The organism is Pseudomonas fluorescens (genome assembly GCF_000802965.1).
Taxonomy (GTDB): domain Bacteria; phylum Pseudomonadota; class Gammaproteobacteria; order Pseudomonadales; family Pseudomonadaceae; genus Aquipseudomonas; species Aquipseudomonas fluorescens_A.
The window spans coordinates 135,159-149,709 of sequence record NZ_JSAK01000027.1; the positions used below are offsets into that span (position 1 = coordinate 135,159).

The window sequence follows — 14,551 nt, forward strand, 5'->3', positions numbered from 1 at the left end:
CTGATTAACACAGCGGTCCTGAACGCCGGCTGACCCGAATCAAACTCGCCGTGGTGGGAGGATTTACCCCCCCTCCACTCTCTTTCCAAAAGAAGCTGTTACTGCTGATTCTCCTGGTCGGTAAACAGATCGCTGAACAGCATGCTCGACAGGTAGCGCTCACCAGAATCCGGCAAAATCACCACAATGGTCTTGCCCTGCATCTCCGGGGTCTCCGCCAGGCGTACCGCCACCGCCATCGCCGCACCGCAGGAAATACCGCACAAAATGCCTTCTTCCTGCATCAAGCGCAGAGCCATGGCCTTGGACTCCTCGTCGCTGACCAACTCCACGCGGTCGACGATCGACAGATCCAGATTTTTCGGCACAAACCCGGCGCCGATGCCCTGGATCTTGTGCGGGCTCGGCTTGATCTCTTGACCGGCCAACGCCTGGGTGATCACCGGCGACACCACTGGCTCCACCGCCACCGAGATAATCGGTTTACCCTGGGTATTCTTGATGTACCGCGAAACGCCGGTAATGGTTCCGCCTGTGCCGACGCCTGCCACCAGGACGTCAACAGCACCATCGGTGTCATTCCAGATTTCCGGCCCGGTGGTTTTTTCATGGATGGCGGGGTTGGCCGGGTTATCGAACTGTGCCGGCATGAAATATTTCGAAGGATCGCTGGCAACTATTTCGCCCGCCTTCTCGATGGCGCCTTTCATGCCCTTGGCCGGCTCGGTCAACACCAGCTCAGCACCCAGCGCCTTGAGCACTTTACGGCGCTCGATGCTCATGGACGCCGGCATGGTCAGCATCAATTTATAGCCACGCGCGGCGGCCACAAAGGCCAGGCCAATGCCGGTATTGCCGGAGGTCGGTTCGACGATGGTCATGCCAGGCTTGAGTTTGCCGGTGCTTTCGGCGTCCCAGATCATGTTGGCGCCGATCCGGCACTTGACGGAATAACCCGGGTTGCGCCCTTCGATCTTGGCCAGGATGGTCACACCGCGCGGGGCGATACGGTTGATCTGCACCAGCGGTGTATTGCCGATGGAATGGGCGTTGTCAGCGTAAATGCGGCTCATGGCTGGGTCCTTACTACAGCATTTAATAAGCGCACAAAGGTATGCCTGTTACCGGTAGGCGTCCAGTCAGGTCGAACGTCCGGAGCCCCGCGCAGTCAATGGCTTTAGAACGCCAGAGATTTGCCACTATGAAACGTCGATACAGCTGGCCCCTATGGACCTTCGCCGGCCTCGTTGTGCTGCTGATTGCCCTGCACTTCGCGCTGCCCTATCTGGTCCGTGATTACCTCAATGACCGATTGGCGGACATGGGCGACTATCGCGGTCAGATCACCGATGTGGACCTGGCCCTGTGGCGTGGGGCCTACAAAATCAACGGCTTGAAAATCGTCAAAGTCGACGGCAAGGTGCCGGTGCCGTTCGTCAATGCGCCGCTGATCGACCTCTCGGTCAGTTGGCACTCGCTGTGGTATGACCACGCGGTCGTAGCCGAGGTGCGGTTCGTCAACCCCGAAGTGAACTTCGTCGACGGTGGCGCCAACAAGAAGAACTCCCAAACCGGTCAAGGCACCGACTGGCGTGCCCAATTGGGCAAGTTGCTGCCGATCACGTTGAACGAAGTAAAGATCGATGACGGCAAGATCACCTTTCGAAACTTCAACTCCAAACCGCCCGTGAACATGAACGCAACCAAGGTCAACGCCAGCATTTACAACCTGACCAACGTAGTCGATACCGACGGCAAACGCGACGCGCGCTTCGAAGGCAAAGCCCTGCTGCTGGGGCACGCGCCTCTGGAAACCACAGCAACCTTCGATCCGCTGAGCAACTTCGAGGATTTCGAATTCCGCCTGCGAGCCAGGGACATCGAGCTCAAACGCATGAACGACTTTGCCTCGGCCTACGGCAAATTCGATTTCAATGCCGGCCATGGCGACGTGGTAATCGAAGCACAGGCCAAAAAGGCGAAATTAACCGGCTACATCAAACCGCTGCTCAAAGACGTCGACGTGTTCAACTGGCAGCAGGACGTGGAAAACAAAGACAAAGGGATTTTTCGTTCCATATGGGAAGCCATCGTCGGTGGCTCCGAAACGGTATTGAAAAATCAGGGCAAGAACCAGTTTGCCACCCGCGTCGAACTGAGCGGCAACGTACATCGGCAAGATATCAGCGCGTTCCAGGCGTTTTTGCAGATTTTACGCAATGGTTTCATCCAGGCCTTCAATGCGCGTTATGAACGACCCAAGCCAGATGCCGGCTAACGTTTGCGCGTGACGGTGTAGCGGCCGGAGTCCTCGGCCGCGCGTGGCTGCTTCGTTTGCTGTTGCAGAAAGTCCCAGCCAAGGCAGGCCAGGGCAAGTGATCGGGGCACCGCTTCGCGACCGCTGCTGTACCGGCTGATGCTGCGGGCACTGACCCCCAATGCCTCGGCCGCCTGGTTGAGGGGCAATCCAGTACGAGCACGCCAGTCAATGAAGATGCGGGTGTTTTCATCCGAAGCGTTTTGCGCGAGTGCATCCAGGTACAAAGTGTCGGCGCCAATCTGAATGTCCAGCTCAGGCCACTCCACACACCAGCCATCATCACCGAGCGTCGCATCCTTGAATGCGTTTCCCTGTAATGGCTGCAACCCTGGAAAGGTCTCAAGATCGCGGCTCAGGTCGAGCGTCAGTTGCTGGCCGTCGATAAAGGTCAGCGCCAGCCGGTGATTCGGCAATGCCCGCACCGCCGACAGCCGTGGTCGTTTCATGGGTAACATCGTTTCCAATCCTCCAGCAATTGCGTCTGGTGGGCCCTGACCCATTCCAGTGCTTCCTTGATAATCAGCGGCGGTGCCTTGCCTACCATCACTTCGACGGTTTCCAGGCTCAACATGACGTCCAGCCCGCCACCGGTCAGGTGTACATGAGGCGGCGGATGATCCTTCTCGCGCAACTGAATGCGGTACGTATCGCGAAATCGATATTTAGTAGACATGCCCGGCAAGCTATCGCCAAAATGGCGATATCTCAATACTGGCCAGCCGCCGAAACCAAGTCAAGATGTGACGCCCCATTCAGAGACTGAATAAGCCGTCTGCGTTCACAGTCGACCGGGCAGCGCGTTATAGTCGGGTACTACAATTATTGCGCCCCGCCCTGCCTCGTTCAGGTCGGCGTTACCGTTCGAGGATTAGCAGATGAAGTTCGAAGGCACCCAGGCCTACGTCGCCACCGATGACCTGAAGCTGGCAGTCAACGCCGCCATTACCTTGGAACGGCCATTGCTGGTCAAGGGCGAACCGGGCACCGGCAAGACCATGCTCGCCGAGCAACTGGCCGAATCTTTTGGTGCCAAGCTGATTACCTGGCACATCAAATCCACCACCAAGGCGCACCAGGGCCTCTACGAATACGATGCGGTGAGCCGCCTGCGTGATTCGCAACTGGGGACGGAAAAAGTCCACGACGTTCGCAACTACCTGAAAAAGGGCAAGCTCTGGGAAGCGTTCGAATCCGAAGAGCGGGTGATCCTGCTGATCGACGAAATCGACAAGGCCGACATCGAGTTCCCTAACGACCTGTTGCAAGAACTCGACAAGATGGAGTTCTACGTTTACGAGATCGACGAGACCATCAAGGCCAAGAAACGCCCGATCATCATCATTACCTCCAACAACGAAAAAGAGCTGCCAGACGCCTTCCTGCGCCGCTGCTTCTTCCACTACATCGCCTTCCCCGACCGCACCACGCTGCAGAAAATCGTCGACGTGCACTACCCGGACATCAAGAAAGACCTGGTCAGCGAAGCGCTGGACGTGTTCTTCGATGTGCGCAAGGTGCCGGGCCTGAAGAAAAAGCCTTCTACGTCCGAGCTGGTGGACTGGCTAAAGCTGCTGATGGCCGACAACATCGGCGAAGCGGTGTTGCGTGAACGCGATCCGACCAAAGCCATTCCGCCGCTGGCCGGTGCGCTGGTGAAGAACGAACAGGACGTGCAACTGCTTGAGCGCCTGGCGTTCATGAGCCGTCGCGGCAGTCGTTGATCATCCGGGGCAAATACCATGCTGCTCAACCTGTTCAATGAAATGCGCGCAGCCAAGGTGCCGGTCTCGGTACGCGAGCTGCTGGACCTGATCAACGCGCTGAAACAGCGCGTGACCTTCGCCGACATGGACGAGTTTTACTACTTGTCCCGGGCGATCCTGGTGAAGGACGAAAAGCATTTCGACAAGTTCGACCGGGCCTTTGGTGCTTACTTCAACGGCCTGGAAAAACTCGACGATCACTTGCAGGCCCTGATCCCCGAAGACTGGCTGCGCAAAGAATTCGAGCGCTCGCTGACCGACGAAGAGCGGGCGGCGATTCAGTCGCTCGGCGGGCTGGACAAGCTGATCGAAGAGTTCAAGAAACGCCTGGAAGAACAGAAGGAGCGCCACGCCGGCGGCAACAAGTGGATCGGCACCGGTGGCACCAGCCCGTTCGGTTCCGGCGGTTTCAACCCGGAGGGCATTCGGGTCGGCGATGCCGGCAAGCGCCAGGGCAAAGCGGTCAAGGTCTGGGATCAGCGCGAATACAAAAACCTCGACGATTCAGTGGAACTGGGCACGCGCAACATCAAGGTCGCCTTGCGGCGGTTGCGCAAGTTTGCCCGCCAGGGTGCGGCGGAAGAACTGGACATCGATGGCACCATCGACCACACCGCCAAAGATGCCGGGTTGCTGAACATCCAGATGCGTCCAGAGCGGCGCAACACCGTGAAGCTGTTGCTGCTGTTCGACATCGGCGGCTCGATGGACGCCCATGTGAAAATTTGCGAGGAGTTGTTCTCGGCCTGCAAGACCGAGTTCAAGCATCTGGAATATTTCTACTTCCACAACTTCATTTATGAATCGGTGTGGAAGAACAACATGCGCCGCACCTCCGAGCGCACGTCGACCCAGGACCTGCTGCATAAATACGGCGCCGACTACAAAGTGATTTTCATCGGTGACGCCGCCATGGCCCCCTACGAAATCACCCAGGCCGGCGGCAGCGTCGAGCACTGGAACGAAGAAGCAGGTTACGTGTGGATGCAGCGGTTCAAGGAGAAGTACAAGAAGCTCATCTGGATCAACCCGTATCCGAAGGACACTTGGGGCTATACCTCGTCGACCAATATTGTGCGGGATTTGATTGATGACCAGATGTATCCGCTGACCCTTCGCGGGTTGGAGGAAGGGATGCGGTTTCTTTCCAAATAACACACTGAACCTGTGGCGAGGGAGCTTGCTCCCGCTGGGTTGCGAAGCGACCCCTTTTCTCAAAAAAATGGGACTGCTGCGCAGTCCAGCGGGAGCAAGCTCCCTCGCCACAGTTAAAAGCGCTGTAGATATTCGACGTGCTCCCGATGCGCCACTTCCTGCACCACCGGCCGCAATCGCACCTGCGCCCCCGGCAGACACTGCGCCAGCCGCGCCAATGCCAACGGCGTCAACGCTCCCAACCGTGGATAACCGCCAATGGTCTGCCGGTCATTGAGCAACACAATCGGTTGCCCGTCCGGTGGCACCTGCACCGCACCCAGCGGAATCCCCTCGGAAATCATCGGTTTGCCCTGGTACTGCAAGGGCGTGCCCAACAGACGAATGCCCATTCGGTCGGCGCGGCTGTCGAGGCTCCACACACTGTTGAACGCGTCGAACAAACTTTGCCCGCTGAATTCTCCGATCTGCGCACCGAGCACCACGTCCAACGGTTCGTTGAGGTTCAGATTCGGTCGCTGCTCTGACGACAACTCCCGCAACAACATGACCGAATTCCCCGAATAACCCAGCGACTCGCCCCTGCCCAGCGCCCGGCCCATCCCGTCCAGTCCACCAAGCTCTTCACGCACTACCGTCGAGCTACTGCCCAATACCCTCGGCGCATCGAAGCCACCCGGCGCGGCCAGATAAGCGCGGGCGCCGAGCAATGGCTGGGTGAATTGCAATCGCTGGCCCTTATGCAGCCTGAAACTGCGCCACGGAGCCAGCGGCTCGCCGTTCACCTGCGCGCCAAGATCCGCCCCCGCCAGCGCCAGCACGCAATCGTCTTCGGCCACGACACTGAACCCGCCCAGGGTGATTTCGATCACCGGCGCATCCAGTCCATTACCCAGCAACCAATTAGCCCACGACATCGAACGCCAATCGGCCGCGCCGCCCTGGGTCACGCCCAGATGCCGCACGCCGAAACGACCGGCATCCTGCAACAGGCACAACGGCGTACTCGCTTCAATCGTCAGTCGGCTCATGCCTGCGCCTCCAATGGCGTGTCGTCGCCGCCCAGGTTGATGAACTCGGCATGGCCGATCGCTTCGAAACGCACGGTGTCACCCGGTTGCATCAGGCTGTAGCCGTCGCGGTGGCGGTCGAACAATTTGGCTGGCGTTCTGCCGATCAGGTTCCAGCCGCCCGGAGAAACCACCGGATAGGCCGCCGTTTGCCGCTCAGCGATGCCGACGCTGCCAGCGGCGACCCTCTTGCGCGGTGTGTTCAGACGCGGTGCGGCCAGCACTTCTTCCACTAAACCCATGAACGCGAACCCCGGCGCAAAGCCCAAGGCGAACACCTGATATTCACGCTCGCAGTGCCGACGGATCACCTCCGCCACCGCCAAGCCGCTGCGCTGCGACAACAGGTTCAGCTCCGGCCCGACGCTCAAGTCGTACCAGACCGGCAGCACATGACATTTGCCACCTGTGCGTGCATTGGGCGATAGATCGATTAACGCTTCAGCGATTAATTCCCGAGCCTGGACCGGGCTCAACGCGGTCAGGTCGTAATGCACCATCAACGTGGTGTAAGACGGCACCAAATCGATCAAATGCTCACCGAATGCAGCCCGCAGACTTTCGCTGGCAGCAAGCATCCAAGGCATGTTGGCTTCGGCAATTTCATCGAACAGACGCACCATCAGGCAATCGAGCGCGACCACTTCTACCCGCAGTTTCATGACGCGCTCTGCTGATTCAGGGCTTCACGAATGCGCTGCACGGCGGCCACCGAGCTGGTGTTGTCGCCGTGCACGCACAGGGTGTTGGCCTGCAAATGCAAGGCGCTGCCATCGCTGGCGGTAAGGTGATCGCCACGGGCAATGATCAGCGCCTGCTCGATGATTTTTTCCGGATCGTGATGCACCGCCCCCGGCAATTGACGCGACACCAGCATGCCGGCGCTGTCGTAGGCGCGGTCGGCGAAGGCTTCGAACCACAACGTCACACCGTACTCCTCGCCCAACTGCTGCGCGGCGCTGTTGTCGCGGGTGGCCATCAGCATCAACGGCAAGCTGCGGTTATAGGACGCCACGGCTTGCAGCACCGCACGCAATTGCGCCGGGTTGGCCATCATGTCGTTGTACATCGCACCGTGGGGTTTAACGTAGCTGACGCGCCCGCCCTGGGCCCGGCAAATACCGTCTAGGGCGCCGATCTGGTAATGCAGAATGTCCTGAAGTTCCTGGGTGGAATAAGCCATGGAACGACGGCCAAATCCCACCAGATCCTGATACGCCGGGTGCGCACCAATCTGCACGCCGTGGCTGAGGGCCAGGCTGACGGTCTTGCGCATGATGCTCGGGTCGCCGGCATGGAAACCGCAGGCGATGTTGGCGCAATCGATGAAGGGCATGACCTCGGCGTCCAGACCCATGGTCCAGTTGCCGAAGCTCTCGCCGATGTCGCAGTTCAGTAGCAGGCGGCTCACGATGAACACTCCTGTAGGCTTTATTCTTTTTAGCTGCGGGACACATCCGTAGGACATGCCCGCAGGTTATCAGTTACTGGGCGTCGAGTTGCTTGCCACGGGTTTCCGGCAGGCTAAGCGCCGCGAGGATGACCACGCCGTAGGAAACCGCCGCAAAGGCACCGATTCCTACACTCAGCGGCACTGTCTGGCTGAGCAGGCCGATTAACAGCGGGAACAACGCCGCCAGCGCCCGACCGATGTTGTAGCAGAAACCCTGGCCCGAACCGCGAATGCGCGTAGGGAACAATTCGGTCAGAAACGCACCCATGCCGCTGAAGATGCCCGAGGCGAAGAAGCCCAGCGGAAAGCCCAGCCACAGCATCACGCCGTTACTGACTGGCAGTTGGGTGTACAGCAAGACGATGGTGAACGAACCCACCGCGAACAGGATGAAGTTCTTTTTGCGCCCGAGGATGTCGGTCAAATAGGCGCTGATGACGTAGCCGACGTAGGAACCAATGATCACCATCGCCAGATAACCGCCGGTGCCGAGTACGCTCAAACCGCGTTCGTTCTTCAGAAAAGTCGGCAACCAGGACGTGATCGCGTAATAGCCGCCCAATGCGCCAGTGGTCAGCAACGAAGCGCGAATCGTGGTGAAGAGCATGCCAGGGGCGAAGATCTCGTAGAACTTCGACGGGTTGCTCGGTTCCTGCCTGGCTTTGGCTTCGCGGTAGATTTCCGGGTCTTTCACCAGGCGGCGCACGAAGATCACGAAAATCGCCGGCACGATGCCGAGGATGAACAGTGCGCGCCAGGCGTCTTCCGGCGGCATGATCGAGAACAGCAGCGCATACAGGATCGCCGTCAGTCCCCAGCCCAGCGCCCAACCCGATTGCACCATACCCACGGCCTTGCCACGGTCCTGAGCGCGAATGACTTCGCCGATCAGCACCGCGCCGGCCGTCCACTCACCGCCGAAGCCGAAGCCCATCAATGTGCGCGCGATCAGCAGCTGCTCGTAGTTTTGCGCGAAACCGCAGAGGAAGGTGAAGAAGGCAAACCACAGCACCGTCAGTTGCAAGGTGCGCACGCGACCGATGCGGTCAGAGAGAATCCCCGCCACCCAACCACCGATGGCCGAAGCGATCAGCGTGCTGGTATGAATCAGCCCGGCCTGGCCGGTGGTGATGCCCCACATGGCAATCAGGGTTGGCACCACGAAGCTGAGCATCTGGGTGTCCATGCCGTCCAGGCCATAGCCGATCTTGCAGCTCCAGAAGGTGCGGCGTTCCTGCTGATTGATATTGCGATACCAGTCGAAAGGTCCCGGGCGAGCCGAGGCTTTCGGAATGAAGGGGGTGTCGGGCGCACTCATGGCAAATCTCCGCGCTGATTTTATTGGTATTGTTCTGAGCCCCGACGACGCCTATCGTGGGAACCGGATGGCCTGATTCTTGGGCGCCTGCCCCCGCTGCGTCCAACTAATAAAAACCCGCCTTAGGCATAAGAAATCTTTATCCCATGAACCTGAAGTTTCTCGAGACCTTCGTCTGGGTCGCACGACTCAAGAGTTTTCGCCTGACCGCCGACAAGCTCTTCACCACCCAGGCGTCGATTTCCAGCCGCATCGCCGTGCTCGAAAGCGAGCTCGGGGTGAAGTTGTTTTTGCGTGACTCACGCGGCGTGAGCCTGACGCCGGAAGGCTTGAAAGTGCTCGATTACGCCGAGCAGATGATGGACACCATGCAGGCGCTCAAGCAGTCGATCGAGACCCGTTCGAGCAAGACCGGTCGCGTGCGCATCGGCGTGATGGACACGGTGATCCATACCTGGCTGAGTCCGCTGGTGGCGCAGATGACCGATCACTACCCGCTGGTGGAAATCGAGCTGGTGGCCGATACCTCGCTGAACCTCTGCGATCAGCTGCAAAAAGGCTTTCTCGATGTGATCCTGCAAACCGACCTGCTGCGCCAGGAAAGCGTGCGCAGCCTGGAACTGGCCAGCCACCCGATGGGCTGGATCGTCGCCAGCAATTCCCTGTACAACCGTGAGTATTCGGGCATCGCCGACCTGGCGAATGAGCGGATCATCACTTACTCGAAAAACTCCCATCCGCACCAGGAAGTGCTCGCCTTGATGCAGGCCAACGGCGTCATGGCGCCGCGATTGAACTGCGTGAATTCGGTGTCGGCAATTACCCGGTTGCTGCGTGACGGCTTCGGCATCGGCGCGCTACCGCCGGTGCTGGTGGCCGAGGAACTGGCGCGTGGCGAGTTGACCTTGCTGGACATCGAGCAACGACCACCGAATTTGCAGGTGGTGGTGTCGTGGCGGGTGGGCGCGGAATGGGTCGAGGAGATTGTGGCGTTGTGTCAGCAGGTGCTGGAGGGGTATGCGCGCAGGGTGGGTGAGGGTTACATCGTTTTGAATCGTTGAAGCAAGATCAAAAGATCGCAGCCTTCGGCAGCTCCTACAGGGGAACGCGTCGGGGGCGGATCCCTGTAGGAGCTGCCGAAGGCTGCGATCTTTTGATGTTGATCTTACAACCCGCGCAAATCCCGCTCTTCAATCGGCCGGCTCTGGCGCAAACGCTTGCCGCCCAACACCACCCAGTCGATCAAGCGGAACAGGCATTCAATCCCGAACGACAGCAGTAACGCCCCGCTCATGCCCCAGACCATCGCTTCCGGCGTCAGCAGGATCTGGTAGCTGTAGCCATTCCAGGTTTCCTTGCGGATGTCCGGATCGGCGGCCAACACCACTTGCAGCAAGCGGATGTACCACGGCCCCTGCATCGCCTGGAATTGCTTGTCCAACGCCACCTGACGAGTCAGCAGGTTACTCAGGCTGTCGGCGTCGCTACGGAAAATCGGGTCTTCGCTGGCGCGATAATGCGCCACCAGTGCCTGCATATCGCCCTTGAAGAACTGATTGGCGGTGCCTTGAAAACCGCTGAGGCTGGCCTGCGCTTCAATCAAATGCGCTTCGACCCGCTTGGCGTAGTCGTTGATGAACCCCGGCACCTGGACACCGATCAACAGGCCCGCCGCGAACAACACCAGCCGTAGATAACTGAGCAACATGGAGGAGAATCCTTATTCGGTCTTGCCCTGGCTGACGCATTCGCCGCGTCGCCACAGGCTCCATTGGCCCGGTTCGTAGCGGGTCCAGGTTTCGTTTTCGGTCAAGGGTTCGGTAGCGATCACCGTGACCACGTCGTTGGGCGTGGTTTCGGCCTGGAAGTCGACGATCACATCGACATCCTTCAAGCGGGCCGGGCCGAACGGGGCGCGGCGGGTGATCTGCGCCAGTTTGGTCGAGCAGTAGCAGAACAGCCAGTCGCCGTCGCTGAGCAGGCAGTTGAACACGCCCTTGCTGCGGTATTCGGCGCAGGCGGCCACCAGGTCCGGCAGCAGTTCTTCGACCTCGACCGGCTCGGGGAAGGCCGCGCGCACGCGGTTGAGCAAGTCGCAGAACGCCGCTTCGCTATCGGTATCGCCAACGGGGCGATAGAAACTGGCGGTCGGTTGAAAGTCCGCCAATTGACCGTTATGGGCGAAACACCAGTTACGGCCCCACAGCTCGCGCACGAACGGATGGGTGTTGGAGAGACAGACTTTGCCGACGTTGGCCTGGCGAATGTGCCCGATCACCACTTCACTCTTGATCGGATAGCGCTGCACCAGGTTGGCGACTTCCGACTCGCAGCTTGCCGCCGGGTCCTGGAACAGACGCAGGCCACGGCCCTCATAGAAGGCAATGCCCCAACCATCACGGTGCGGACCGGTACGGCCGCCGCGCTGCATCAGCCCGGTGAAGCTGAACACGATGTCGGTCGGCACATTGGCGCTCATGCCCAATAACTCACACATGCTCGGAATCTCGCTTCAAGCCAGGGGCAACGTTACAAACGCGGTTCGACGCGCATACGCTGGGGATTGCTCGGCACAGGCGGACGACCGTAACGATCATCACCGGCCCCACCGAAAAGGTGTTCTTCTTCCTCCGCTTCTTCGGCACGGGCTGCGGCCTTGGCGGCGGCCGCCTGTTCCTTGCGCGCATTGGCTTTGCGCTCGATCGGAAAGCGGATCGCCACGAACACCAGGTAAATGCCGAAAGCGATCATGCCGTACATGAACAGATCGGAAATCGCCCGCCATGCGTTGTTGCCAACCTTGAACAACAGGTCGAGGGCGGTGATGGCAATGGCCGGGGCGACCTTTTCTTTCACAGGGTCAATGATGGTCGGCGAAAACAGCAGCACCGCCACCAGCAAACGCAGTGGCTCACGCAGCCAACGCCACATCCAGCGGGTGATACGCATCCACACCAACAGGCAGCCCAAAGCGGCAAAGGCGTAGAGGCCCCAAGCGATCAGATAGTCGTTCTCGGTCATGGTGTCCATGGCAAGGCAGGCAAAGAGACGCTTATAGTAACGACTTTTCGCACGTCAGGCTTGCCCAATGGCATCGGTCAAGACGCAGCCCTGTAGGAGCAAGCTTGCTCGCGATGAGGTCGGCACATTCAGCATCAATGTTGACAGTCGGGCCGCCATCGCGAGCAAGCTTGCTCCTACAGGCTCTGCACAGGCCAGCGGTCTGCGAAGCCCCCTATTCCGTACATTGTTCGAGAGCCCTCCATGTCCCTATCCGCCAACGTTTCCGACGCCCCAATCGCCCACAAGGCCGAAGGCTGCGACCCGTATGCCTGGCTTCAGGAGCGCGACACCGCTGCGGTGCTCGACTACCTGAAGGCTGAAAACAGCTATCAGGAGGCGCAAACCGCCGATCAGGCCGAATTGCGCGAAACCCTGTTCGAAGAGATCAAGGGCCGGATTCTCGAAACCGACCTGTCCCTGCCCTCGCCGTGGGGGCCCTATCTGTATTACACGCGCACCACGGCGGGTGACGAATACGCTCGTCACTACCGCTGCCCACGTCCGGCAGACGACAGCCTGACCCTCGATGAAAGCCGCGAACAACTGCTGCTGGACCCGAACGCGCTGGCCAACGGCGGTTTCTTCTCACTTGGTGCGTTCAGCATCAGCCCGGACCACCAGCGCCTGGCCTACAGCATCGACTCCTCGGGCGATGAGATTTACACGCTGTTCGTGAAGGAATTGTCCGACGGTCGTATCAGCGAACTGGAATTCCAGGACTGTGACGGCAGCATGACCTGGGCCAATGACAGCCTGACCCTGTTTTTCGGCGAGCTGGACGACACCCATCGCCCGCACAAGCTGTACCGCTATCGCCTCGATGGCACGGCGGCCGAAGAAGTGTTCCATGAGACTGACGGCCGCTTCTTCATGCATTGCTACCGCTCAAGTTCCGAGCAGCAACTGCTGCTATCCCTGGGCAGCAAGACCACCAGCGAAGTCTGGGTGCTCGACGCCAACCAGCCGCAACAAGCCTTTACCTGCATCGCGCCACGGGTCGAGGACCATGAGTACGACGTCGACCACGGCGCGCTCGACGGCGAGTGGACCTGGTTCATTCGCACCAACCGCGACGGTATCAACTTTGCCCTGTACACCGCAGTCGATACCGGCGTGGCGCCAATCGAGGCAGAGTGGCAGAACCTGATCCCCCACAGCGACACGGTGATGATCGACGGCATGAGCCTGAATGCCGGCGCCATGACCCTGAGCCTGCGGGAAGGTGGTCTGCCGATCATCGAAGTCCATCCGCAAGACCTGCCGAGCTACCGGGTACAGCTACCGGATGCAGCGTATAGCCTGCACGTGCAAAACAGCCTGGAGTTCGTCAGCGACAGGATTCGCCTGCGCTACGAAGCGTTGAACCGTCCGGCGCAAATCCGCCAATTGCTGCTGACCAACGGCGAACAGAAAGTCCTCAAGGAAACCCCGGTACTCGGCCCGTTCGACGCCGATGCCTATGTCAGCCAACGTCTGTGGGCGACGGCGCCCGACGGCACGCAGGTGCCGATTAGCCTTGTGGTCAAACGCGAAGCTCTCGGTAAGCCAACGCCACTCTATCTGTACGGTTATGGCGCCTATGGCGAAAGCCTCGACCCTTGGTTCTCCCATGCACGCCTCAGCCTGCTGGATCGCGGCATGGCGTTCGCCATCGCGCACGTGCGTGGCGGCGGAGAACTGGGCGAAGCCTGGTATCGCGCCGGCAAGCAGGAGCACAAACACAACACCTTCAGCGATTTCATTGCCTGCGCCGAACACCTGATCACCAACGGTTTCACCAGCGCGACACAACTGGCGATTAGCGGCGGCAGTGCCGGCGGCCTGCTGATCGGTGCGGTGCTTAACCAGCGGCCGGAGCTGTTCGGCGCGGCGATTGCCGAAGTGCCGTTCGTCGACGTACTCAACACCATGCTCGACCCGGACCTGCCGCTGACCGTCACCGAATACGACGAGTGGGGCAACCCTGAAGAGCCGGATGTCTATGATCGGATCAAGGCCTACGCACCGTACGAAAACGTCACCGCACAAGCCTATCCGGCGACCTTGGTGATCGCCGGCTACAACGACAGCCGCGTGCAATATTGGGAAGCGGCAAAATGGGTGGCCAAATTGCGCGCGACCAAAACCGACACCAACCCCCTGCTGCTCAAGACCGAACTGGGCGCCGGGCATGGCGGTATGAGTGGCCGATATCAAGGATTGCGTGACGTAGCACTCGAATATGCATTTTTGTTCAAGGTATTGGGCGTTGCCTGAGGAACTTGGCTTGGTCCTCCGGTCTTAACTCCGGACACCAGTGGCCGATACAACGCTGCACCCTGTAGGAGTCGCCGCAGGCTGCGATCTTTTGATCTTGAAAATTAAAGTCAAAAGATCGCAGCCTTCGGCAGCTCCTACAGGGGTTTGCGG

15 protein-coding genes are annotated in these 14,551 nt (G+C 59.6%); 5 read left to right on the forward strand and 10 right to left on the reverse strand.

Translation table 11 applies throughout. The features are described 5' to 3' along the window. Nucleotides 1–98 precede the first annotated feature (98 nt). Entirely contained in the window at nt 99–1,073 is a 975-nt protein-coding gene (gene cysK / locus NL64_RS21195; protein ID WP_034150011.1) for a cysteine synthase A, read from the reverse strand. A gap of 98 nt (nt 1,074–1,171) precedes the next feature. On the opposite strand from cysK, the gene NL64_RS21200 reads away from it, so the two are divergent. Then, nucleotides 1,172–2,278 (forward strand): DUF748 domain-containing protein, encoded by a 1,107-nt coding sequence (locus NL64_RS21200; RefSeq protein ID WP_437176928.1) that lies wholly within the window; start codon nt 1,172–1,174, stop codon nt 2,276–2,278. On the opposite strand, the gene NL64_RS21205 is transcribed toward NL64_RS21200, so the two are convergent. Both NL64_RS21205 and NL64_RS21210 read right to left on the reverse strand, forming a co-directional pair. Beyond that, a complete protein-coding gene (locus tag NL64_RS21205) occupies nt 2,275–2,775 on the reverse strand; it encodes a DUF2442 domain-containing protein (protein ID WP_034150013.1) in 501 nt (166 codons plus the stop codon). The genes NL64_RS21200 and NL64_RS21205 overlap by 4 nt on opposite strands. Beyond that, nucleotides 2,763–2,993, reverse strand: a complete 231-nt coding sequence (locus NL64_RS21210) for a DUF4160 domain-containing protein (RefSeq protein ID WP_034150014.1) — start codon at nt 2,991–2,993, stop codon at nt 2,763–2,765. The genes NL64_RS21205 and NL64_RS21210 overlap by 13 nt, the downstream gene beginning before the upstream one ends. Nucleotides 2,994–3,195: 202 nt before the next feature. On the opposite strand from NL64_RS21210, the gene NL64_RS21215 reads away from it, so the two are divergent. Both NL64_RS21215 and NL64_RS21220 read left to right on the forward strand, forming a co-directional pair. After that, nucleotides 3,196–4,041 (forward strand): AAA family ATPase, encoded by an 846-nt coding sequence (locus NL64_RS21215; protein ID WP_034150015.1) that lies wholly within the window; start codon nt 3,196–3,198, stop codon nt 4,039–4,041. Nucleotides 4,042–4,059: 18 nt separating this feature from the next. After that, nucleotides 4,060–5,238, forward strand: coding sequence for a vWA domain-containing protein (locus NL64_RS21220; RefSeq protein ID WP_027925858.1), 1,179 nt, complete (start codon nt 4,060–4,062; stop codon nt 5,236–5,238). Nucleotides 5,239–5,351: 113 nt separating this feature from the next. Here the strand turns inward: NL64_RS21220 and NL64_RS21225 are convergent, their stop codons facing one another. The 4 genes from NL64_RS21225 to NL64_RS21240 form a co-directional block, all read right to left on the reverse strand. Beyond that, entirely contained in the window at nt 5,352–6,269 is a 918-nt protein-coding gene (locus tag NL64_RS21225) for a biotin-dependent carboxyltransferase family protein (RefSeq protein ID WP_034150016.1), read from the reverse strand. Beyond that, nucleotides 6,266–6,970 (reverse strand): 5-oxoprolinase subunit B family protein, encoded by a 705-nt coding sequence (locus NL64_RS21230; RefSeq protein WP_034150017.1) that lies wholly within the window; start codon nt 6,968–6,970, stop codon nt 6,266–6,268. Before NL64_RS21230 ends, NL64_RS21225 begins: the two co-directional genes overlap by 4 nt. Beyond that, nucleotides 6,967–7,719: a 5-oxoprolinase subunit PxpA gene (locus NL64_RS21235; RefSeq protein WP_034150018.1), complete on the reverse strand. Its 753-nt coding sequence runs from the start codon at nt 7,717–7,719 to the stop codon at nt 6,967–6,969. The genes NL64_RS21230 and NL64_RS21235 overlap by 4 nt, the downstream gene beginning before the upstream one ends. 73 nt (nt 7,720–7,792) lie before the next feature. Beyond that, entirely contained in the window at nt 7,793–9,079 is a 1,287-nt protein-coding gene (locus NL64_RS21240; RefSeq protein WP_034150019.1) for an MFS transporter, read from the reverse strand. A gap of 146 nt (nt 9,080–9,225) precedes the next feature. On the opposite strand from NL64_RS21240, the gene NL64_RS21245 reads away from it, so the two are divergent. Continuing rightward, on the forward strand, nt 9,226–10,140 hold the full coding sequence (locus NL64_RS21245; protein WP_034150020.1) for a LysR family transcriptional regulator: 915 nt from the start codon (nt 9,226–9,228) through the stop codon (nt 10,138–10,140). A gap of 104 nt (nt 10,141–10,244) precedes the next feature. Here the strand turns inward: NL64_RS21245 and NL64_RS21250 are convergent, their stop codons facing one another. Genes NL64_RS21250 through NL64_RS21260 form a run of 3 tightly spaced genes read right to left on the reverse strand, consistent with a single transcriptional unit; the run spans nt 10,245 to nt 12,109 of the window. Continuing rightward, nucleotides 10,245–10,787: a DUF2937 family protein gene (locus tag NL64_RS21250; RefSeq protein WP_034150021.1), complete on the reverse strand. Its 543-nt coding sequence runs from the start codon at nt 10,785–10,787 to the stop codon at nt 10,245–10,247. A 12-nt stretch (nt 10,788–10,799) separates the two neighbouring features. Continuing rightward, nucleotides 10,800–11,576, reverse strand: coding sequence for a class II glutamine amidotransferase (locus NL64_RS21255; protein WP_034150022.1), 777 nt, complete (start codon nt 11,574–11,576; stop codon nt 10,800–10,802). A 32-nt stretch (nt 11,577–11,608) separates the two neighbouring features. After that, the gene (locus NL64_RS21260; protein ID WP_034150023.1) at nt 11,609–12,109 is read right to left on the reverse strand and encodes a hypothetical protein; all 501 of its coding nucleotides are present in this window, start codon (nt 12,107–12,109) and stop codon (nt 11,609–11,611) included. Nucleotides 12,110–12,343: 234 nt separating this feature from the next. Between NL64_RS21260 and NL64_RS21265 the strand changes: the two genes are divergently transcribed. Beyond that, on the forward strand, nt 12,344–14,398 hold the full coding sequence (locus NL64_RS21265) for a S9 family peptidase (protein ID WP_034150024.1): 2,055 nt from the start codon (nt 12,344–12,346) through the stop codon (nt 14,396–14,398). The last annotated feature ends 153 nt before the right edge of the window (nt 14,399–14,551 follow it).

What these genes read in the sequence shown, in the direction of transcription:
- NL64_RS21250 (WP_034150021.1), bottom strand. Translation starts at nt 10,787, where the DNA reads ATGTTGCTCAGTTATCTACGGCTGGTGTTGTTCGCGGCGGGCCTGTTG.
- NL64_RS21225 (WP_034150016.1), bottom strand. Translation starts at nt 6,269, where the DNA reads ATGAGCCGACTGACGATTGAAGCGAGTACGCCGTTGTGCCTGTTGCAG.
- NL64_RS21230 (WP_034150017.1), bottom strand. Translation starts at nt 6,970, where the DNA reads ATGAAACTGCGGGTAGAAGTGGTCGCGCTCGATTGCCTGATGGTGCGT.
- NL64_RS21200 (WP_437176928.1), top strand. Translation starts at nt 1,172, where the DNA reads ATGGCTTTAGAACGCCAGAGATTTGCCACTATGAAACGTCGATACAGC.
- NL64_RS21255 (WP_034150022.1), bottom strand. Translation starts at nt 11,576, where the DNA reads ATGTGTGAGTTATTGGGCATGAGCGCCAATGTGCCGACCGACATCGTG.
- NL64_RS21220 (WP_027925858.1), top strand. Translation starts at nt 4,060, where the DNA reads ATGCTGCTCAACCTGTTCAATGAAATGCGCGCAGCCAAGGTGCCGGTC.
- NL64_RS21215 (WP_034150015.1), top strand. Translation starts at nt 3,196, where the DNA reads ATGAAGTTCGAAGGCACCCAGGCCTACGTCGCCACCGATGACCTGAAG.
- NL64_RS21210 (WP_034150014.1), bottom strand. Translation starts at nt 2,993, where the DNA reads ATGTCTACTAAATATCGATTTCGCGATACGTACCGCATTCAGTTGCGC.
- NL64_RS21245 (WP_034150020.1), top strand. Translation starts at nt 9,226, where the DNA reads ATGAACCTGAAGTTTCTCGAGACCTTCGTCTGGGTCGCACGACTCAAG.
- NL64_RS21205 (WP_034150013.1), bottom strand. Translation starts at nt 2,775, where the DNA reads ATGTTACCCATGAAACGACCACGGCTGTCGGCGGTGCGGGCATTGCCG.
- NL64_RS21265 (WP_034150024.1), top strand. Translation starts at nt 12,344, where the DNA reads ATGTCCCTATCCGCCAACGTTTCCGACGCCCCAATCGCCCACAAGGCC.
- NL64_RS21240 (WP_034150019.1), bottom strand. Translation starts at nt 9,079, where the DNA reads ATGAGTGCGCCCGACACCCCCTTCATTCCGAAAGCCTCGGCTCGCCCG.
- cysK (WP_034150011.1), bottom strand. Translation starts at nt 1,073, where the DNA reads ATGAGCCGCATTTACGCTGACAACGCCCATTCCATCGGCAATACACCG.
- NL64_RS21260 (WP_034150023.1), bottom strand. Translation starts at nt 12,109, where the DNA reads ATGGACACCATGACCGAGAACGACTATCTGATCGCTTGGGGCCTCTAC.